This window comes from Amycolatopsis eburnea (assembly GCF_003937945.1).
Lineage (GTDB): Bacteria > Actinomycetota > Actinomycetes > Mycobacteriales > Pseudonocardiaceae > Amycolatopsis > Amycolatopsis eburnea.
Window position 1 is genome coordinate 747,787 of the sequence record NZ_RSEC01000036.1, and the last position, 19,657, is coordinate 767,443.

The following is a 19,657-nucleotide window of genomic DNA, read 5'->3' on the forward strand; positions in this document are numbered from 1 at the left end:
CCGGCTTAACGTCGAGAATCGTGCTTTCCGCCACATACCCCCTTCCGCCGCTGCGGCTGCCCGCGCGGCCGACCGCGAGCCGCTTCCTGCTCGCCGTCTTCCGGGCTCGGCTCGGGACGGTGCTGGGCGCGGCCGCGATCGGTGTCGTCTGGGCGCTTCCCGGTGCGCTGCTGCCGCTGGTCGTCGGCCAGGGCATCGGCGCCATCGGCGCGCACGACGGCGCCGCCGTCGGGCGCTGGGCGCTCGCGGCGGCCGTCCTCGGCCTGGTCCAGACGGTCTTCGGGACCTGGCTGCACTTCCTCAACTACGGCCTGTGGCTGCACGGCGCGGGCACGACGCAGCGCACCGTGTCGGCGCACACCACCCGCGTCGGCGCGGGCCTGCGCGAGCAGACGACCACCGGCAACCTCGTCGCCGTCAGCACCACCGACATCAACCACGTCGGCAACACCGTCGAGATGACCGGGCGGGCGGTCGGGTCGCTGCTGGCGTTCGTCGTGGTCGCGGTGTGGCTGGTTTCGACGTCGCCGCTGCTCGGCGTGGTCGCGCTGGTCGGCGTGCCGGTCGCGGTGCTCGGCATCGGCCCGCTGCTGGCGCCGCTGCAGAAGCGCAAGGCAAAGCAGCGTGAGCAACGCGGGGACGTCAACGCCCTGGGCGCGGACATCGTGTCCGGCCTGCGGATCCTGCGCGGCATCGGCGGCGAGCGGCGGTTCTTCGCCCGCTTCCGCGAGACGAGCCAGCGGGTGCGGCGGGCCGGCATCGAGGTCGGCAGGGCCGAGGCGTGGCTGGCCGCGGCGGAGATCGCGCTGCCGGGCCTGGTCACGGTGGTGATCACCTGGCTCGGCGCGCGGCTGGCCGTGGCCGGCTCGATCGACGTCGGGCAGCTGGTGGCCTTCTACGGCGTTTCGGCGTTCCTGATCTGGCCGGTCACGGCCGCCACGGAGGCGGTCGGCTCGATCACGTCCGGGCTGGTCGCGTCGCGGAAGGTCGTGGCGCTGCTGGCGATCCGCCCGAAGCTGGCCGACCCGGAGACGCCGGTGCCGCTGCCCGAAGGGCCTCTGGAGCTGGTCGACACCGAGTCCGGGGTCCGGGTCGCGCCCGGCCGCCTGACGGTCGTCGACTTCGGCGCCGACGGCGAAGCGGTGGCCGACCGGCTGGCCCGCTTCGCCGACCCGGCCGACGGCGAAGCGGTGCTGGTCGGCGGCGTCCGGGCGGACCAGGTCGCGCTCGCGGAGCTGCGGCGGCGGATCGTCTACGCGCACAACCAGGACATCTGGTTCTCCGGTGTGCTGCGCGAGCAGCTGGCACCGGCGCGGGAGACGGGCGTGGGCATCACCGAAGCGCTCTACGCGGCCGACGCCGACGACATCGTGGAGGCACTGCCCGGCGGCGTCGACGAGGTGATCGGCGAGCGCGGGCGCGAGGTGTCCGGCGGCCAGCGGCAACGGCTGAACCTGGCCCGCGCGCTGGCGACCGACGCCGACGTGCTGGTGCTGGACGAGCCGACGTCGGCGGTCGACGCGCACACGGAGGCACGCATCACCGAGCGCGTCGCGGCCCTGCGCCGCGGCAAGACGACGGTGGTGTTCAGCCAAAGTCCTTTGTGGACACACGTAGCGGACGAAGTCTTCACGGCGAAGGTGGTGACGGTGTGAAACGGCTCCCCACGGCGTCCCGGCGGGACGTCCGCCGCTGGGCGCTGCGGACGGCGGCGGTCCACAGACGCGAGTTCGGCCTGCTGCTGGGCTCGCTGGCGGTGGCCACCCTGATCGGGCTGGCCGGGCCGCAGCTGCTCGGCGCGCTCGTCGACGACGTCGCGGCCGGCACCACCACCGGCCACGTCGACGTGCTCGCGGCGGCGTTCGTCGGGATCCTGCTCCTGCAGGCGCTGGCGCGGAAGATCGCGCGGATGCGCGGGGCGGTGTTCGGCGAGCTGGTGCTGGCCAACACGCGCGAAGAGTTCGTCGGGACGGCGCTGAAGCTGCCGCTCGGCACCGTCGAGGCGGCCGGCACCGGCGACCTGCTCAGCCGGGCCACCACCGACCTCGGCCGGATCGACCACGCGGCGCGGTTCGCGGCGCCGGAGATCCTGGTCGCGGCGGTGACCGTGGTGTTCACGGTCGTCGCGATGGTGCTGACGTCGCCGCTGCTGGCGCTGGGCCTGCTGGTCGCGGTGCCGCTGCTGGTGCCGGTCAACGTCTGGTACCAGCGGCGGATCCCAGCGGTCATGCAGTGGATGCTGGACCGCTGGGCGGACCTGACCACGAGCGTCCACGAGACGGCCGAAGGCGCGCGCACCGTGGAGGCGCTCGGCCTGACCGACCGGCGGGTCGGCGCGGCGTACGACGCCCTGGACCGCGGCATCCTCGGCGAGCGCCGGATGCGGGCGCTGCAGCTGCGCTGGCTGCCGTCGCTGGAGATCAGCTACGTCGTGCCGCTGGCGGTCATGCTGCCGCTCGGGCTGCTCGCGTACACGCGGGGCTGGGCCGGGCTCGGCGAGATCACCACGATGCTGCTGTACATGCAGGCGATGGCGGCGCCGCTGAACGAGGCGCTGTTCTGGCTGGAGGACCTGCAGGTCGCGGCGGCCGCGGCGCGCCGGATCCGCGGCGTCCACGCGGTGGCCGCCGAGGGCGCGGAGAAGGTGACGGAGGTGCCGCGCGGACGTGACATCGACGTGCGCGACGTCCGGTTCGCCTACACCGCCGACCGCGAGGTGCTGCACGGCATCGACCTGCGGGTACCGCGCGGCGAGCGGCTGGCGATCGTCGGGCCGTCCGGCGCGGGCAAGTCGACGCTGGGCCGCCTGCTGGCCGGCATCGCGGCGCCGTCGTCGGGTTCGGTGCGGATCGGCGGCCAGGACGTCTCGGCGCTGGCCGACGACGTCCTGCGCGGCGAGGTGCTGCTGCTGACCCAGGAACACCACGTGTTCTCGGGGACGCTGCGGCAGAACCTGGCGCTGCCGGCCCGGCGCTCGGGCGGCGACTGGACCGACGACGAGCTGCTGGCCGCGCTGGCCTCGGCGGGCGCGGCGGAGTGGGTGGCGTCGCTGCCGTCCGGCCTCGACACGAAGCTGGGCTCCGGCGAGCACCCGGTGCCGGCGGCGATCGCGCAGCAGCTGGCGCTGGCCAGGGTGGTGCTGGCCGACCCGCACACGCTGGTGCTCGACGAAGCGACGTCGCTGCTGGACACGGGCTCGGCGCGGGACCTGGAGCGGTCGCTGAACAGCGTGCTGTCCGGCCGCACGGTGATCGCGATCGCCCACCGCCTGCACACGGCCGCGGCGGCCGACCGGGTCGCGGTGGTCGAGGACGGCCGCATCACGGAGCTGGGCCCGCACGCGGACCTGCTGTCGGCGGGCGGCTCCTACGCGCGTCTGGTGGCGGCGGCTTCGTAGTCCGGAATGTCCGGACGTGGTGGCGTGTTGCTCCCCGGTGTCAACGGACACCGGGGAGTGGCATGTCGTCTTTCGTGATGACCGCGGCGGAGCGCGAGGAGTTCCTGAGCGGGGTGCACGTCGGGGTGCTGGCGGTGGAGCGCGCGGGCCGGGCCCCGCTGGCGGTCCCCGTTTGGTACGACTACTCGCCGGGCGGCGAGCTGCTGATCTGGATGGAGCGGGACACGGTCAAGGACCGCTCGATCCGGGCCGCGGGGCGGTTGAGCCTGGTGGCGCAGGACGAGAACCCGCCGTACCGGTACGTGACGGTCGAGGGCCCGGTGGTGGCGAACGACGCGCCGCCGACGCGGGAACAGGCGCTGCGGATCGCGCACCGGTACTGGCCGCCGGAGCAGGCGACGGCCTATGTGGACGCGTCGCTGGGTGAGCGGTCGGTGCTGGTGCGGGTGCGGCCGGAGAAGTGGCTGTCGAACGACCAGAGCAAGACCTGACGACGGCTGCTCCGAACAGGTGAAAGGTCCGCTCGGGTCCCAACCGCGAGCCCGGGCCGGGCGTGGTGGCCGGTGCTGGAGCCGCCCGACCCGAGGAGAAGTTTGATGTCGCCGACACGCCGAGCACTGCGGACCGGGGTGGCCGCGGCCGCCGCCGCGATCACCATGACGGCGACGGTGGTCGCGCCGGCCGCGGCGGCGACCTGGCCGAACGACACCTTCGATCTGTGCGCGACGAACTGCGGCGTCGGCGGGACCTGGGGCGGTGTCGTGTGGGGCAATCGCACCGCCGAACTACAGGGGACCATGTACGACAGCGGCGGGGTCGGTACGACCGTCTACTTCGAGGCCTACGCCGGGTCCGTCAAGATCGACGGCACGACCAGGAGCACCCCCGCCGATTCGGCGTCGCCGTTCCACTTCACGATCGGCGACCCCGACCTCGTCGGCGGGTTCGACCGCCTCAAGATCCAGGTGTGCCAGACGAACAGCGGCCCCTACTGGTGCAGCAGGCCGGTCAACGCGGACCGCGACGGCGTGGCTGAACACCTGAGCAGCAACTGAAGGAACGGGCGGGCGCCCCGCGTCGCCCGCCCGTTCGTCAGGCCTTGACCAGCGCGTCCACCGCGCTGAAGAACATCCCGAGCCCGTCGTCCGACGGCCCGGTCAGCGCGTCGATCGCGTGCTCCGGGTGCGGCATCAGGCCCACGACCCGGCCGTTCTCGCTGCGGATGCCCGCGATGTCGTTGCGCGAGCCGTTCGGGTTGCCGCCGACGTACCGGAACACCACGCGGCCCTCGGCCTCCAGCTCGTCCAAAGTGGACTGCTCGGCCATGTAGCAGCCGTCGATGTTCTTCATCGGGATGAGGATCTCGGCGCCCTCGTCGTAGCGCGTCGTCCACGCCGTCGAGGTGTTCTCCACGCGGAGCCACTGGTCGCGGCAGATGAAGTGGAGGCCCTGGTTGCGGATCATCGCGCCCGGCAGGAGGCCCGCCTCGCACAGGATCTGGAAGCCGTTGCAGATGCCGAGGACCGGCATGCCGCCGCGCGCCGCTTCGATCACCGGGGTCATCACCGGCGCGAAGCGGGCGATCACGCCCGCGCGGAGGTAGTCGCCGTAGGAGAAGCCGCCCGGGACGACGACCGCGTCGACGTCGTGGAGGTTCTCGTCCGCGTGCCAGAGCGGGACCGCCTCGGCGCCGGCGTAGCGGACCGCGCGGGCCGCGTCGCCGTCGTCCAGGGTGCCCGGGAAGGTGATGACGCCGATGCGCGCGCTCACGCGTCCACCCGCTTGATGGTCCACTGCTCGATCACCGGGTTCGCCAGGAAGCCTTCGGCGATCTTCTCCAGCGTGGCGTCGTCGACCGTGTCGTCGACCTCGATCTCGAAGTGCTTGCCCTGGCGGATCTCCTTGATCCCGGTGAAGCCGAGGCGGCCGGCGGCGCCGAGCGCGGCCTGTCCCTGCGGGTCGAGGATTTCGGGCTTCGGCATGACGTCGACGACGACTCGGGCCACGGCAGGCTGCTCCTTATTCACGCAGGTCGTGGGTACCGGACCAGCATAGTTGACCCCGTTCGCCGCCCTCGCGCCCAGGTGGCGAGGGCCACCGGAAAACCTAGACTGGCCGAGGGCGCGGCGCTGCGCCATGATGAGTCGTTGACATCTCGCCAACAGGAGGCACCGTGGCCGTCCAGGAGTCCTTCGACTACGTCATCGTCGGCGCCGGCAGCGCGGGCTGCGTGCTCGCCAACCGCCTGACCGAAGACCCGTCGGCCCAGGTCCTGCTGCTCGAAGCCGGCGGCGAGGACACCGCGGACGAGGTCCACATCCCCGCCGCGTTCCCCTCGCTGTTCAAGACCAAGTGGGACTGGAACTACGAGACCGTCGAGCAGAAGCACACCGGCAAGACGTCCTACTGGCCGCGCGGCAAGCTGCTCGGCGGCTGCTCGTCGATCAACGCGATGATCTACATCCGCGGCAACCGCGCCGACTACGACGGCTGGCGCGATTCCCACGGCGCCGAGGGCTGGGGCTGGGACGACGTCCTGCCGTACTTCAAGCGCGCCGAGGGCAACCAGCGCCTCGGCGGGCCGCTGCACGGCACCGACGGCCCGCTGCACGTCGAGGACCGGCGGTTCACCCACGAGCTGTCACACGCCTGGGTGGACTCCGCGGTCGCGTGGGGCCTCAAGCGCACCGACGACTTCAACGGCGAGAGCCAGGAAGGCGCCGGCGTCTACCAGGTGACCTGCAAGAAGGGCCGCCGCTGGTCCACCGCGGACGCCTACCTGCGCCCGGCGCTCGAGCGGCCGAACCTCACCGTGAAGACGTGCTCGCCCGCGACCCGGATCGTCTTCGAGGGCACCCGCGCCGCCGGCGTGTCCTATTTGGACAACGGCGTCGAGCGCACCGCGCACGCGTCCACCGAGGTGCTCCTCTCCGGCGGCGCGGTGAACTCGCCGCAGCTGCTGATGGTCTCCGGTGTCGGGCCCGCGGAACACCTGCGCGAGCACGGCATCGACGTCGTCGCCGCGCTGCCCGGCGTCGGCGAGAACCTGCACGACCACCCGGCCTGCGGGATCATCTGGTCCACCCGCGGCACCACCGACCTGGTGGACGCGGCGACCCCGCGCGGGCTCGTCCGCTACCAGCTGACCAAGCGCGGGCCGCTGGCGTCCAACATCGGCGAGGCGGGCGCGTTCTTCCCGACCGGGGACGGCCTGCCCGCGCCGGACATGCAGATCCACGTGGCGCCGACGTTGTTCTACGACAACGGGTTGCGCGAACCGACGGTCCCCGGGTTCACGTCGGCGGCGACGCTGGTGGACGTCGCGAGCCGCGGCCGGCTGCGGCTGAAGTCGGCGAACCCGTTGTGGAAGCCGGAAATCGACCCGGCGTACTACGCGGAGCCGAAGGACATGGAGACGATGATCGCCGGCCTGCGCGCGCTGATCGACATCGGGAAGTCGGGGCCGCTCAAGCGGTTCCTCGACCAGCCGTTCCTGCCCGCGCGGCACGACCTGAGCGATTCCGAGCTGGCCGACCACATCCGCGAGAACACGCAGACGCTCTACCACCCGGTCGGAACCTGCTCGATCGGCACGGTCGTCGACCCGCAGCTGCGGGTCAACGGCGTCGAGGGCCTGCGCGTGGTCGACGCGTCCGTGATGCCCGTGGTGCCGCGGGGCAACACGAACGCGCCGACCATCATGGTCGCGGAAAAGGCGGCGGACCTGATCCGGGGCCGCTAGCGCTTGCCGTGCAGGATGGTCACCAGCTTGGCGACCAGCGCGTCCGTCGATTCCTTGCGGCTGAACGACGTCAGCGTCAGCGGGGCGGTGAACCGCTGACGCGCGATCGCCTTCGTGCGGGCGAACTCGCGCAGCCCCTCCGGGCCGTGGATGCGGCCGAAGCCGGAGTCGCCGACCCCGCCGAACGGCAGGGAAGCGATGCCCGCGAACGACAGCGGCGCGTTGATCGCCGTCATGCCCGTGCGCAGCTTCTCGGCCAGCTCGACGCCGCGGGACTTCGAGAACACCGTCGAGCCCAGGCCGTACTTCGTGCTGTTCGCCAGCTCGACGGCTTCGTCCATGTCGCGGACCTTCGCGATCGTCACCGTCGGGCCGAAGGTCTCCTCGGTGACCGCCTCGGAGTCCTCCGGGACGTCGATTAGCACCGTCGGCTGGGCGTAGCGGTCGCCGACCGCGTCCTCGCCGCCGAGGACCGCCTTGCCGCCGCGGGCCAGCGCGTCCTGGATGTGGCGCTTGATCACGCCGAGCTGGGACGGCATGGTCACCGGCCCGTACTGCGCGGCCTCGTCCGACCCCGCGCGCACGTCCTTGGACTTCTCGACGACCTTCGCGACGAACGCGTCGTGCACCTTCTCGTGGACGTACACGCGCTCGACGCCGATGCAGGTCTGGCCGGAGTTGGAGAACGCGCCCCAGACCGTGGCGTCGGCGGCGGCGTCGAGGTCGGCGTCCGCGTCGACGAGCACCGGGTCCTTGCCGCCCGCCTCGATGACGACCGGGGTGAGCGTCTCGGCGGCCGCGGCCATGATGCGCTTGCCGGTGGCGGTCGAGCCGGTGAACGCGATCTTGTCGACGCCGGCGCCGACCAGCGCCGCGCCGGTCTCGCCGAAGCCGGTGATCAGCTGCAGCACCGGCTGCTCCGGGACGATCTCGGCGAACGCGTCGACCAGCCACTTCCCGACGCCGGGGGTGTACTCGCTGGGCTTGAAGACGACGGCGTTGCCCGCCGCGAGCGCGTACGCGATGGAGCCGAGCGGGGTGAACACCGGGTAGTTCCACGGGCCGATCACGCCGACCACGCCGAGCGGCTGGTACTCGACGGTGGCGGCCTGGTTCGACATCAGCAGCCCGGCCGAGCGCTTCTGCTTGCCGAGGATCTTCTTCGCGTGCTTGCCCGCCCAGGCGATGTGCTCGATGGCCAGGACGCTCTCGAGCTGCGCGTCGACGATCGGCTTGCCCGTCTCGTCGCGGACCACCTGGCACAGCTGCGGCAGCCGCCGCGTCAGCACGCCCTTCCAGCTCCTCAGCCGCTCCGCGCGCCCGGCGAAGCCGAGCCCTTCCCACCACTGGGCGGCGACGCGCGCCCGCTCGACGGCGGCCTTGACGTCTTCCGCCGTGTGGATCGGGTAAGTTCCGACCACCTCGTCGGTCGCCGGGCTGAGCGAGTCGAAGGTTTCGCCGACCGACGTCGGCTTCGGCTGGACGGCGGTCATCGGCGTCTCCCGTGGGTCGAGGTTCAGCCCAGGTTACGACGTTACTGACACTGTGCCAATAGCTCGCGCGGGCTTCACCACCAGCATTGCACCGGCGATCGCCGCGGCAAAGACACCGAAGAGCGGGGCGAGCCACAACGGCAGCACGCCGACCGCCAGCGAACCCAGCCCGAACCCGCACGCCTGCACGGTGAAGCTCAGCGAGAACCCCGCTGACCTGCGGTTCTTCGGCAGCAGACGCTGGAGGTTGACCGACGTCGTGGCGACCAGCGGCCCGGTGCACCCGCCGATGACCGCGATCGAGGCGATCAGCCCCGGCCAGCCGAGGTCGGCGGCGAGGGTGAGCCCGCCGGCGACGAACCCGGCGAGGAACAGCCGTGGGTCGCCGGTCTTGCCGCGCCACGCGTAGAGCGCGCTGCCCAGGATGCTCGCCCCGCTGAGCACGGCGATCACCACCGGCGCGGCCGTCTCCGGCGCGCCGAGGCGCTGCACCAGCGGCAGCGGCGCGACCTCGATCGTCGACAGCAGCAGCCCGACGGTGAACGCGCAGCACAGCCACGGCAGGTAGGTGAGAACGCCCGCGGGCGGGACGTCGTCCGCGGATTCCACCCGTTCGTGCTCACCCACGCGGCGCGGGACGAGTGCCGCGGCGGCCACGCACGCGACCGCCATGGCGGCGACCGGCACCACCGGGCCGGCCAGGTCGAGCAGCGCGACCAGCGCCGGGCCGCCGATCAGGACGCCTTCGAGGATCATCGCGTCGACGGAGATGGCGCGGGGCAGCAGCTCGTCGTCGACCGTGTCGGCCAGGAGCGTCCGGAAGCCGCCGGACAGCGCGCCGGCCGGGATCCCGGGGAGCAGGACGAGCGCGAGCAGCACCGGCGTCGGCGCCTCCGCGGCGGCGGCCAGCACGGCGAACCCGGCGGCGGTGAAGAGCAGCAACGCCGTGAGGCCGCGGGCCGGCCCGACGCGGTCGAGCAGCCGTCCGACCGGCACCGCACCGGCCATCTCGGCGACGACGAAGACCGACATGAGCACGCCACCCAGCCGGTACGACCCGGTCGTGGCCGTGGTGAGCAGGGTGAACGCGAGCGGCGCCATGGTCGCCGGGAGCCGGGCGAACTGCACGCCCGCCGACCAGCGCCAGTAGGCGCGATGGGTGAACAACGACATGACTGCACCCTCGTCGGCGGCATTCGTACGGCACACTGATTCGGGTGAGAGCGAATCCGCGATGATCGAGCTCGTCCTGACCGCGGCCGGCAGCCAGCGCGTCCGGTTCGCGATTTCACCGCTGGAAGAGGTGCTGGGCGCCGTCCAGACGCTGCTCGGCGTCCGCGCGCACCCCGCGCACCCGCCGTGGCTGTCCGAGCTACCCGACGTGCCCGAGCTGGCCGCGGTGCTGGGCGCGCGGCACTACATCACCGAGTTCCTGAGCCCACCGCCCGCCGGCCCGGAGACGACGGCCGCGGCGCAGCTGCGTGCCGTGCGCGCGACCCCGCCGTCCCAGGTGGCGCTGGAGCTGGGGATGGTCGACGCGGACCTGTCGCTGTTGCCGGACGACCCGGCGACCGCGCGCGACCTGCTCGCCGACCAGCTCGAGACGGTGTGGCACGCGCTGCTCGAACCGCAGTGGCCCCGCCTGCGCGAACTGCTGGCGGCGGACATCGCGTTCCGCACGCGGCAGCTGGGGTCGGGCGGCATCGCCGCGATGTTCTCGGAGCTGCACCCGCGCGTCCGGCTGTCGGGAACGTCGGTGCTGGTCGACGTCCGGGCCCGCGAACGGCTGGAGATCGACTCGCGGGGGCTGCTGCTGATCCCGGCGGTGTTCGCGTGGCCGGGCGTGGGCGTGGTGACGGTGCCGCCGTGGCAGATTTCGGTGCTGTACCCGGCTCGCGGAGTCGCTTCGCTCTGGACGTCGGCGCCGGCGTTGCCGAACGCGCTGGCCGAGGTGCTCGGCCGGACCCGGGCGCTGTTGCTGGCGACGTTGGACCGTCCCGCGGCGACGACCGAGCTGGCATCGCGGCACGGCTTGGCCCCGGCAACGGTGTCGGCGCACTTGACGGCGTTGCGGGGCGCGGGATTGCTGGCTTCGGAACGGCGGGGGCACCGGGTGCTGTACCGGCGGACGGAACTCGGGGACGCCTTGCTCGCGGGGAAGCTGTGAGCAACGGACAACAAGACCTTCACGACTCTTCACTTAAAATAAATCATCTTATCGAGCGGAAAACCGCTCGTGATCGGCTTCGAGGCGCTAGAGTCGCCAGTCTTCGACCGGCTCGTCCGGCCGAAGAGTTCCGTGATGTCCAGCAGAGGATGAGAATGATTCACAACGGTGGCGAAGGCGGAGACACGTAGTTCCGCCTGCAACAGCACAAAGAGGGCCCCGTCCCTCGGGCGAGCTACCTCGGCTTTTTGAGGTCAAGGCGCATCCCGACGCGCACCCGTGGCGGGATGTTCCTCACCACCAGGGAGACCTCGGTCGGCCCGACACCGTTGCGCCGGACCGCCAGCGTGTAGTCGTGCTCCCCCTTCACCAGTCCGATCGCGTCGCAAGCCACGTCGCTCCCCTCCGGTAGCTGCACGGCGTACTCCAAGTAGTCGGCGACACAAGCGAACGTCAACGCGAATTCGTCGGGCTGCCGGTCCCGCATCAGGGGAGCACACTTTCCCGGCCATTCCTTTTCGATCACCATGACGATTTCGTCACCACGCCTGGCGGGACTTCCGAAATGGGCGATGACTTCCAACCTGTCGTCATTCAGCCAGGTGGATGTCGCATCGCGACGCGTGCCACCGATGCCGTCCACTTCCAGCGACTTGACGTTTATCTTCACTTTGCGGCGCGCCTTCTCGGACTGGTGCCAGCCCGCGCCGGTGCGAATGGCGAAGAAATCGAGCAGGTCGCATTCGACGACCGCCCTGACGGTGATCACCTCGCTCGCGTCGCCGTTGGCCCGCACCGCGGCGGACTCCACCCAGCTGGCGATCCGCCACGAGTGACCGTGCCGTTCCTTGAGGACGCTGCAGTAGTACTGGAGCAGCCGTCGGTCGAGTTCCGTTCGTGACCGCCATTCGACCCGGTTCGCGATCAGGAGGACGTACAAGCCGATCACCCCGAGGAGAACGGCGACGATTGCGCCCGCCTTTATCGCGGTATTCCCGAGCAATGCGCTGAGCAGCCCGCCGAAGGCCAGGATACCCAGCACGCCTTCCACCAGCCCCACAATGCCGGTGTAGACGACGTAGTCCCGGAGCCAGCCGAGGAAACTCTTGAGCATCTGGACGCCCACTCCTCACCGCGACGAGTGCCAGACACTCCAGAATAAGCCACCGAGACACAATTCGACGAAGTTGCTCCGTTCGGGGTGGACAGATCAAGGACATTTTTCGAAACAGAAACCGAGCGTCACCGACGACGCGGATTCCGGCTCAGCCGCCGGGCCGCGGCCGACGCCCGGCCACCGAGCGTGTTGGCGAGGTGACGACAAGCGGGACTAGGCTGGAATCGTCCACGTGCAAAGGAGAACATCGATGCGTATCGTCCATTTCGGACACGCCTGCCTGCTGCTGGAGACCGGCTCCGAGCGGATCCTGATCGACCCCGGCGCGTTCTCCACCGGGTTCGAGGGCGAGCGGGAGCTGTCCGCCGTGCTGGTCACGCACCAGCACTTCGACCACCTCGACGTCGAGAAGCTGCCGAAGATCCTGGAAGCCAACCCGGAAGCGAAGCTGATCGTCGATCCCGGGTCCGCCGAAGCCGTCCAGAAGCTGGGGGTCCAGTTCGACGTAGCCAACGTCGGGGACGCCTTCGCGATCGGGGACACGTCCGTCAAGGCCGTCGGCGGGGAGCACGCCGTCATCCACTCGGACATCCCCGTCATCCCGAACATCGGGTACGTCTTCGACGACGGCGCCTTCTTCCACCCCGGTGACTCGTTCTTCGTGCCGGAGCAGAAGATCGACGTGCTCGGGCTGCCGACCGGCGCGCCGTGGCTGAAGGCCGGGGAAGCCGTCGACTACCTGCGGGCCGTCGCGCCGCGGGTGGCCGTGCCCATTCACGAAGCCGTGCTCGCGAACCCCGCCATGCACTACGGGCTGTTCGGCAACCTCGCGCCCGAAGGGACCGAGGTCAAGGTGCTCGAGCGGGCCGAGCCCGCGAAGTTCTGAGCCGCGCGGCGTGCCGGTCACGACACCGGTACGCCGCACAACTCGGCCGAGCCACGCCACAGCTCCTCCTCCCGCTCCTCGTCGTACGACTCCGGTGAAGACGGCACGACCCGGCCGCGGTCGAGGTACGCCCCGGACTCGCCCGGCCGAGCCGTCGTCATGGCCGCCGCCAGCTTGACTCCGGCCGCCTGCGGGCTGGTCGCGATGGGCGTCGCCCACAACAGCGGAAGCAACCACCGGAACCCGAAGCGCTGGATCGGGCCGGCGTCACGGGCGAGGCCCGTGCCCGGGACCAGCCCGGGGGTGTAGGCGTAGACGTCGAGCTCGGGGAACCGCCTCGCGAACGCGTGCACCAGGTACTGCACGCCGAGCTTGCTCGTCGAATAGGCCCGGCGCCCCGCGGTCACGGTTTCGGCTTCGGGGCCGGTGCCCGGCCGGGCGAGATCCCGGGTGCTCGTCCAGCGGGGCGCCGGAACGAGACCCAGGTTGTGCCGGAAGTCGCCGAAGTGCGACTCACTGCCGGTGAGCACCACGCGCGCGCCCGCTTCGAACCGGTCGGCGAGCAGGCGGAGCAGCAGGTAGTTCGCCAGGACGTTGATCCCGAACGTGGCTTCGAAGCCATCCGCCGTCACCTTCGCGGCCGACGCCATCTGGACCCCCGCGTTGCCCAGGAAGCCCGCCAGCGGCGGGATTTCCCGCTCGTCCAGCATCGCCCGCACGGCTTCCGCCGCCGCGCGCACCTCCGCCAGGGAGCCGAGGTCGCACGACACCGGCCGGACGTTCGCGTTCCCCGTGCGCTCGGCCAGCTCCCGCGCGAGCCGGCGCCCGGCCTCCTCCCCGCGCACGACGACGAGCAGCAGCTGGTCAGGCCGGTCCCGCAGCAGCCGTTCGGCCGCGACCCGGCCGATGCCCCGGCTCGCACCGGTCATGAGCAGCGTCTTCGTCGCTTCGGTCATCCCGTCCCCCTTCACTCGATCAGGTACTCGATTCGAACTGGTACTCGGTACCGTAGCGCACTCGATACCGGATCCGCTACCGTGGAGCCATGAATCAACGCCCCTCGCTGCGGGAGCGGAAGCAGAAACAGGCTCGCGAGCAGATCGTGGAGGCCGCCTTCGAACTGTTCGCGGAGCGCGGCTTCGCCGAGGTCACGGTCACGGACATCGCGGAGCGCGCGGAGGTCGGGCGCACGACCTTCTTCCGGTACTTCGGCGACAAGCAGGAGGTGGTGTTCTCGGACGAGCAGCAGCTGCTGGACCACCTGGCGGAGCGACAGCGGGCCTTACCCGGCGAGGCACCGCAAAGCCTGCCGGCCGCACTGGAGCAGATCCGCGCCCTGGTGCTGGAGGTGTGCGGCGAGGCTACGACGGACGCCAAGCGCTACGAGATGCACCAGCGCCTGGTGGAGCAGAACACGGAGCTCAAGGACCGCAGCGCGCGGAAGCTGCAACGGTTCGCCGAGCTGGGCGAAGCGATCCTGCTGGAGCGCGGCGCGCCCCGCGAGGTCGCGGTACTGGCGGCGCAGATCGCCGTGGCCTGCTACCAGGCGGGCAACCGGCTGGCCGGGGCGGACGCACCCGCACTCGCCCCGGCGGTCGACGTGGCCTTCGGTCAGCTCGACGCGGTGCTCGACCCGAACCCGGTGCACGGATTCGGGAGCGAGGTCCGTCCTCCCTCGGGAGGCGGCGGTGTTTGACAACTCCAGAGTGAGAAGCGATGTCCCGCGGGTCGTTCAGGCCGCCACCGCGCGCAGCGAACCGTAGGTCGCGCCGAACGCGCGGTTCTCCAGCGCGACGTCGACGGCGTCCAGCAAGGCCTGCCGGAGGCCGGGGCGGGTGAGGTCCGTGGCTTCCACCCCCAGCCGGACCAGCCCGCCCCGGCGGGCCGCGCGAGCCGCCGCCAGCACCAGCGCGAAGCAGCGGACCGTCTCCGTGCGGTGCGACTGGCTCGTGAACTCGCTGACGCGGGCGCGGCGGACCTCGCCGGTGACGAGGTCGCGCACCGCGCCGAGGTCGGCGCACAGCCGGAAGCCGTGCTCGGCCAGCGCCTGCAGCGTGCCCTGGGACGCGATCCAGCGCGGCGGCGCGAAGCCGTCGACGTCGAGGCCGGCCGTGTCCAGCAACGCCTTCGCCGCGATCAGCCGGAGCCGGGCCTCGTGCGCCGGCAGCGTCGCGAACTCCGCCTTCTTGCCCAGGTACACCGTGCGGTGGGTGGGCGTGACGGTGTGGTCGTAGCCGTGCAGCAGCACGGAATCGCCGCTGCGGGCGCGGGCGCGCACCCACTCCGTCACCGGGCCTTCGCCGGTGCGAGCGGCGTACAGCAGGGACAACGGCACTTTCCGGCGGTCGAGTTCCGCCGCGAGGTCGGCGCACCGGTGCAGCGTGCGCGGGGTGATTCCCGACAGCGAAACCAGCAGGCGAGCGTCCACGCCACCATTGGGACGCACGCGTCTGACACTCCCGTGAACTGCGCAGAACGGGCGGGCGACCGTTGCCGGAAGGGTCAGACGCCGTCCCGCAGCAGCCGCACGGCCATCGCGATCCGCCCGCGCAGGTCGGGGTCGGCGACCTGCCCGTCGGCGACGTCGGCGCGCGAGACCGGGATCCGGGCGCACGCCTCGTCGACGATCTTCGCGCCCGCGTACGTAAGCACCTTGCGCAGCGTGTCGTGCGCGTCCCGGCCGCCGGTCGGCGCCGCGATCGAGGACGCGTTGATCCACGCCACCGGCTTGCCGTAGATCTCGCCGCCGCCGACCGTCCAGTCCAGGAGGTTCTTGAACGAGCCCGGCAGCCCGCCGGCGTACTCCGGGGTGCAGATCAGGATCGCGTCGGCGGCCTTGATCGCCTCCCGGAGCGCGGCGACCTCCGGGTGCAGCGGGTCGCGGTCGTCATCGGGGTTGAAGTGCGGCAGAGCGCCGAGACCGGTGTACGTCTGGCTCGCGGTGAGCGTCGCGACGGTCCCCAGCACCGCCGCATTGCCCGAGCCTGCTCGCAGGCTGCCGCAGATCAACAGGATCACGCGGCCAGTCTGCCAGGGAAAGCCCGGTGATGCGGTGGTACGCCTCGAGGTACCGGTCGCGCGTGGCGGTCACCACGGCCGGCGGCAGCGGCGGCGGCGCGGACACGCAGTCCCAGCCGGACGACGGACCGACCAGCCAGTCGCGCACGTGCTGCTTGTCGAACGACGGCCGCGGGCGGCCGGGCCGGTGGTCGCCGGCGAGCCAGTAGCGCGCCGAATCCGGGGTCAGCACCTCGTCCGCGAGCACCAGCCCGCCGGACGCCCCGATGCCGAACTCGAACTTCGTGTCCGCGAGCAGCAGCCCCTGCTCCGCGGCCCGCGCGGCGCCCCGGCGGTACAGCTCCAGCGACGCCTCGCGGACCTCTTCGGCGAGCGTGCGCCCGAGGATCGCCGCGAAGGTGTCGAAGTCGATGTTCTCGTCCGGTTCACCCGGTCGCGCCTTGGTGGACGGCGTGAAGATCGGCTCCGGCAGCCGGGCGCACTCGGGCAGCCCGGCCGGCAGCCCGAGCCCGCAGACCACGCCCGACCGGCGGTAGTCGGCGTACCCGCGCCCGGTCAGGTACCCGCGGACGACCGCCTCCACCGGCAGCATGTCGAGCCGCTCGACCAGCAGCCCGCGGCCGCGGAAGGCGGCGGGTACCAGGGGCCCGTCCGAGGCCACCAGGTGGTTCGGCAGGACGTCGGCGAGCTCGCGGAACCAGAACGCGCTCATCGCGGTGAGCACCCGGCCCTTGTCCGGGACCGGGGTGGGGAACACGCGCTCGAAGGCCGAAATGCGGTCGGAGGCGACGACCAGCAGGTGGTCGGCGCCCACGGCGTAGAGGTCGCGGACCTTGCCGGCGGCGACGGTGGGGAGGGGTGTCACGGACTGAACCCTAACGCGCACCCTCCGCCACCATGGATGATGCTGGCATGGCGTACGACTGGATCTCGGTGACCACCGACTACGGCCTGCGCGACGGCTTCGTGGCGGCCTGCCACGGCGTGATCGCCCGGCTCGCGCCCGCCGTGCGGGTGATCGACGTGACGCACGAAGTCCCCCCTCAGGACATCCGGCACGGGGCCATGGCGCTGGCCCAGACCGCGCCCTTCCTGCCCGCGTCGGTGCACGTCGCCGTCGTCGACCCGGGCGTGGGCACGGCCCGGCTCGGCGTGGTCGTCGTCGCTGGGGAAGGGCTGCTGGTCGGGCCGGACAACGGGCTCCTGCTGCCGGCCGCGCACGCGCTGGGCGGGGTCCGGGCGGCCTACGAGCTGGCCGAGCCGTCGCTGCGGCTGCCGGTCACGTCGGCGACGTTCCACGGGCGGGACGTCTTCGCCCCCGCGGCCGCGCACCTGGCGCTGGGGGTCGAACCCTCGGCGTTCGGCGACCCGGTGACCGACCTCGTCGCGATGCCGGAACCGTTCGTCGCGGCCTTCCCCGGGAAGCTGGTGTCGGAGGTGCTGACGGTCGACCACTTCGGCAACGTCCAGCTCGCCGCGACGCCGGCCGATCTCGAGCTGTCCGGGCTGGCCGGCGCGGTGTCCGTGCACAGCGAGCGGGTCGCGGTCACGACGGTGCTCGGGCGGACGTTCGCGGACGTCCCGGCCGGCGCGAGCGTCCTCTACACCGACTCGGCCGGGCGGCTCGCGGTTGCCGTCAACGGTGGTTCGGCGGCCGCGGTGCTGGGGCTCGGGCCCGCCCAGGAGTGCACGATCACCTCGTCGCCCACCGCCAGCTGACCCGGGCGCAGCACGGCGGCCTTCATCCCGAAGACCACGCCGCCGTCGGCGTGCCGCCGGTAGGTCGCCAGCGTGCGGATCGGCTCCGGGCCGGCCTTCTCGCCGGTCTCCTGGTCGACCATCGGCACCGTGCAGCGCACGCACTGCTTCGCGTAGCCGAACTCCGCGGTGCCCGCCGCCATCGAGCGGACTTCGTCCTCGGTGTGCGGCTCGAGCCAGCCGGAGACGACGACGTTGGGGCGGAAGCGGTCCATCGGCACGGGTTCGCCGCCGCGTTCGAGGATGCGGGCATTCAATCCGTCCAAAGAGGACTCCGACGCGACGAGCAGCGCGTGGCCGTCGGCGAACGCGGCCGTGCCCGGCGTTTCCCCGCTCGTGACGCGTTCGTGGTCCGGCGCCACCCCGATCAGCACCGAGGGCAGGCCGAGCAGGTCCGAGAACCACTCGGCCGCGGCTGTTCCCTGGTGGACGCCTTCGCCCTGCCAGGAAAACGTCGAACCCGGGTGCCGAGGGCCGTCGCGGCGGATGTCGAGTTCGAGGTCGCCGTGACCCGGCGCGGACAGCGCGAGCCGGTCGCCGAGCACCCGCGGCCGGACCGCGGCGAGCACCGGGTAGCGGCGCTGGCTGCGGAAGTCGCCGTCCGGCGCGACGACCTGGAAGACCCGGTCGTGCGCCAGCCCGGCCGGCCCGACCTCGGCGGTCGGCACCGAAGTGCCGGCACACCCCTTGACCGGGTAGTACGTCAGCCGCGCGATCCTCGCCATGCCCGCAGGCTACCCGGAGGACGCTCCGGGGCCGGACCGCATTTCCGGAGACGCCTGGTCGTCGCGGCCGGTGCCACGCTCTTGTCGCGCGAGTCAGGAGAGGATCGGTCGGTCACCATGACTTCGGACCAGGATCGGCCACGGATATCGGTGGTCATCCCCACGTACAACCGTTGCGAGATGCTGCGCACCACCCTCGAACACCTCACGCGGCAGCAGCTGCCGGCCGCCGAGTTCGAGGTGATCGTCGCCGACGACGGGTCCTCCGACGCGACGGCGGAAGTGGTCCGGTCCTTCGCGGACCGGCTGCGGGTGAAGTACCACTTCCAGGAGGACCTCGGGTTCCGGGCGGGCACCGCGCGGAACGCGGGGGCCGCGCTGGCCACCGCGCCCATCCTGTTCTTCCTGGACACCGGGCCGCTGTTCGGCACCGACCTCCTGCTCCACCACCTCGCGGCGCACAGCCGGGACACCGAACGCCGGGCGGTCATCGGGTACGCGCACGGGTACAGCCCGGAGAAGGACACGTCCTGGGTCACCGAGGCCGTGGAACGGCTGGGACCGGAGGAAACCGTCGCGCGCTACGCCGACGACCCCGATTTCCGCGACGTCCGGCACGAGCAGCTGATGAACGTCAAGGCAGGCACCGACCTCCTGCCCTGGCGGCTGTTCTGGACCATCAACTGTTCCCTGCGCCTGGCCGACTTCCGCGCGGTGGGCGGCTTCGACGAGCGGTTCCACGGCTGGGGCGGGGAGGACACCGAACTCGGGTTCCGGCTGGCCCGCCACGGCGTGCGGTTCGAGGTCGGCGAAGACGCGTGGGTGGTCGACCTGCCCCACGAGCGGGAGCAGTTCGACCTGTGGGAACAGTTCGCCCAGAACATGCTCCACTTCCTGGCGGAGCACCGCGAGCCGGTCGTCGAGATCGGCTGGGCGCTGGCCGTCCAGCACCTCTTCATCAGCTACGAAGAGGACTACCGCGCCCTGGTGGAGTGGCAGGAGCGGGCGCGCGACACGGACATCGCGGCCGAGCTGGCCGAGGCCGTGCGGCACGTCCCCGCGGGCGCGAAGATCGCCGTTCTCGGTGCCGGCGCGGAAATCCCGGCGGCCGTACCGCCCGCGATCGTGCTGGACTTCGACGCCTCGCTGCTGGCGAAGGCGACCGCGTCGGGACGGCACACCGGGCACCACACCATGGGCCTGCGCACGCCGTTGCCCGACCAGTCCGTGGACGCGGTGATCGTCACGTCGAGGATGGCCGGGCTGTGGGACCGGTGGCGGACCGAGCTGCTGGCCGAAGCCCGCCGCATCGGCCGCGAAGTCCACGTCCCGGACGGCTTCTGAGTGCGGTCGT

Annotated in this window: 20 protein-coding genes; 10 read left to right on the forward strand and 10 right to left on the reverse strand. The window is 71.8% G+C overall.

Features of this window, described 5'->3' with window-relative positions; all coding sequences use genetic code 11:
- Positions 1-20 precede the first annotated feature (20 nt).
- The 4 genes from EIY87_RS16200 to EIY87_RS47630 all read left to right on the forward strand — a co-directional run bounded on the left by EIY87_RS16200 (position 21) and on the right by EIY87_RS47630 (position 4,452).
- A complete protein-coding gene (locus tag EIY87_RS16200) occupies positions 21-1,655 on the forward strand; it encodes an ABC transporter ATP-binding protein (protein WP_125308758.1) in 1,635 nt (544 codons plus the stop codon).
- A complete protein-coding gene (locus EIY87_RS16205) occupies positions 1,652-3,397 on the forward strand; it encodes an ABC transporter ATP-binding protein (protein WP_125308760.1) in 1,746 nt (581 codons plus the stop codon). Before EIY87_RS16200 ends, EIY87_RS16205 begins: the two co-directional genes overlap by 4 nt.
- Positions 3,398-3,459: 62 nt before the next feature.
- The gene (locus tag EIY87_RS16210) at positions 3,460-3,888 is read left to right on the forward strand and encodes a pyridoxamine 5'-phosphate oxidase family protein (RefSeq protein WP_125308762.1); all 429 of its coding nucleotides are present in this window, start codon (positions 3,460-3,462) and stop codon (positions 3,886-3,888) included.
- A 105-nt stretch (positions 3,889-3,993) separates the two neighbouring features.
- On the forward strand, positions 3,994-4,452 hold the full coding sequence (locus EIY87_RS47630) for a hypothetical protein (RefSeq protein ID WP_158641307.1): 459 nt from the start codon (positions 3,994-3,996) through the stop codon (positions 4,450-4,452).
- A gap of 37 nt (positions 4,453-4,489) precedes the next feature.
- Here the strand turns inward: EIY87_RS47630 and purQ are convergent, their stop codons facing one another.
- Both purQ and purS read right to left on the reverse strand, forming a co-directional pair.
- Complete coding sequence (gene purQ, locus EIY87_RS16220; RefSeq protein WP_125308764.1) at positions 4,490-5,167, reverse strand: phosphoribosylformylglycinamidine synthase subunit PurQ; 678 nt, start codon at positions 5,165-5,167, stop codon at positions 4,490-4,492.
- The gene (gene purS, locus EIY87_RS16225; RefSeq protein ID WP_125308766.1) at positions 5,164-5,403 is read right to left on the reverse strand and encodes a phosphoribosylformylglycinamidine synthase subunit PurS; all 240 of its coding nucleotides are present in this window, start codon (positions 5,401-5,403) and stop codon (positions 5,164-5,166) included. Before purS ends, purQ begins: the two co-directional genes overlap by 4 nt.
- A 167-nt stretch (positions 5,404-5,570) precedes the next feature.
- Between purS and EIY87_RS16230 the strand changes: the two genes are divergently transcribed.
- A complete protein-coding gene (locus tag EIY87_RS16230; RefSeq protein ID WP_125308768.1) occupies positions 5,571-7,139 on the forward strand; it encodes a GMC family oxidoreductase in 1,569 nt (522 codons plus the stop codon).
- Here the strand turns inward: EIY87_RS16230 and EIY87_RS16235 are convergent.
- Positions 7,136-8,632: an aldehyde dehydrogenase family protein gene (locus tag EIY87_RS16235; RefSeq protein WP_125308770.1), complete on the reverse strand. Its 1,497-nt coding sequence runs from the start codon at positions 8,630-8,632 to the stop codon at positions 7,136-7,138. The two genes, EIY87_RS16230 and EIY87_RS16235, sit on opposite strands and share 4 nt — an antisense overlap.
- 33 nt (positions 8,633-8,665) lie before the next feature.
- Positions 8,666-9,805 carry an MFS transporter gene (locus tag EIY87_RS16240; protein WP_125308772.1) on the reverse strand — a complete coding sequence of 380 codons (1,140 nt, stop codon included), beginning with the start codon at positions 9,803-9,805 and terminating at the stop codon, positions 8,666-8,668.
- Between the two features lie 61 nt (positions 9,806-9,866).
- Here EIY87_RS16240 and EIY87_RS16245 point away from each other — a divergent pair, with 61 nt between their 5' ends.
- Positions 9,867-10,799 (forward strand): ArsR/SmtB family transcription factor, encoded by a 933-nt coding sequence (locus tag EIY87_RS16245; RefSeq protein WP_191984118.1) that lies wholly within the window; start codon positions 9,867-9,869, stop codon positions 10,797-10,799.
- A gap of 235 nt (positions 10,800-11,034) precedes the next feature.
- Here EIY87_RS16245 and EIY87_RS16250 read toward each other — a convergent pair whose 3' ends face one another.
- Positions 11,035-11,913 (reverse strand): hypothetical protein, encoded by an 879-nt coding sequence (locus EIY87_RS16250; RefSeq protein ID WP_125308776.1) that lies wholly within the window; start codon positions 11,911-11,913, stop codon positions 11,035-11,037.
- 253 nt (positions 11,914-12,166) lie between these two features.
- On the opposite strand from EIY87_RS16250, the gene EIY87_RS16255 reads away from it, so the two are divergent.
- A complete protein-coding gene (locus tag EIY87_RS16255; protein ID WP_125308778.1) occupies positions 12,167-12,802 on the forward strand; it encodes an MBL fold metallo-hydrolase in 636 nt (211 codons plus the stop codon).
- Between the two features lie 17 nt (positions 12,803-12,819).
- Here the strand turns inward: EIY87_RS16255 and EIY87_RS16260 are convergent, their stop codons facing one another.
- A complete protein-coding gene (locus tag EIY87_RS16260; protein ID WP_225439898.1) occupies positions 12,820-13,758 on the reverse strand; it encodes an SDR family NAD(P)-dependent oxidoreductase in 939 nt (312 codons plus the stop codon).
- A gap of 89 nt (positions 13,759-13,847) precedes the next feature.
- Between EIY87_RS16260 and EIY87_RS16265 the strand changes: the two genes are divergently transcribed.
- Entirely contained in the window at positions 13,848-14,498 is a 651-nt protein-coding gene (locus EIY87_RS16265) for a TetR/AcrR family transcriptional regulator (protein ID WP_125308780.1), read from the forward strand.
- Between the two features lie 36 nt (positions 14,499-14,534).
- On the opposite strand, the gene EIY87_RS16270 is transcribed toward EIY87_RS16265, so the two are convergent.
- The 3 genes from EIY87_RS16270 to EIY87_RS16280 all read right to left on the reverse strand — a co-directional run bounded on the left by EIY87_RS16270 (position 14,535) and on the right by EIY87_RS16280 (position 16,685).
- On the reverse strand, positions 14,535-15,230 hold the full coding sequence (locus tag EIY87_RS16270) for a DUF2334 domain-containing protein (RefSeq protein WP_191984119.1): 696 nt from the start codon (positions 15,228-15,230) through the stop codon (positions 14,535-14,537).
- A 74-nt stretch (positions 15,231-15,304) separates the two neighbouring features.
- The gene (locus tag EIY87_RS16275; protein ID WP_125309843.1) at positions 15,305-15,769 is read right to left on the reverse strand and encodes an NADPH-dependent FMN reductase; all 465 of its coding nucleotides are present in this window, start codon (positions 15,767-15,769) and stop codon (positions 15,305-15,307) included.
- Complete coding sequence (locus EIY87_RS16280; protein WP_125308782.1) at positions 15,690-16,685, reverse strand: phosphoribosylaminoimidazolesuccinocarboxamide synthase; 996 nt, start codon at positions 16,683-16,685, stop codon at positions 15,690-15,692. Before EIY87_RS16280 ends, EIY87_RS16275 begins: the two co-directional genes overlap by 80 nt.
- Positions 16,686-16,732: 47 nt before the next feature.
- Here EIY87_RS16280 and EIY87_RS16285 point away from each other — a divergent pair, with 47 nt between their 5' ends.
- Positions 16,733-17,539 carry an SAM hydrolase/SAM-dependent halogenase family protein gene (locus tag EIY87_RS16285; RefSeq protein WP_125308784.1) on the forward strand — a complete coding sequence of 269 codons (807 nt, stop codon included), beginning with the start codon at positions 16,733-16,735 and terminating at the stop codon, positions 17,537-17,539.
- Here EIY87_RS16285 and EIY87_RS16290 read toward each other — a convergent pair.
- Complete coding sequence (locus EIY87_RS16290; protein ID WP_191984120.1) at positions 17,422-18,303, reverse strand: MOSC domain-containing protein; 882 nt, start codon at positions 18,301-18,303, stop codon at positions 17,422-17,424. The two genes, EIY87_RS16285 and EIY87_RS16290, sit on opposite strands and share 118 nt — an antisense overlap.
- Before the next feature lie 117 nt (positions 18,304-18,420).
- Here EIY87_RS16290 and EIY87_RS16295 point away from each other — a divergent pair, with 117 nt between their 5' ends.
- Positions 18,421-19,647, forward strand: a complete 1,227-nt coding sequence (locus EIY87_RS16295) for a glycosyltransferase (protein ID WP_125308786.1) — start codon at positions 18,421-18,423, stop codon at positions 19,645-19,647.
- The last annotated feature ends 10 nt before the right edge of the window (positions 19,648-19,657 follow it).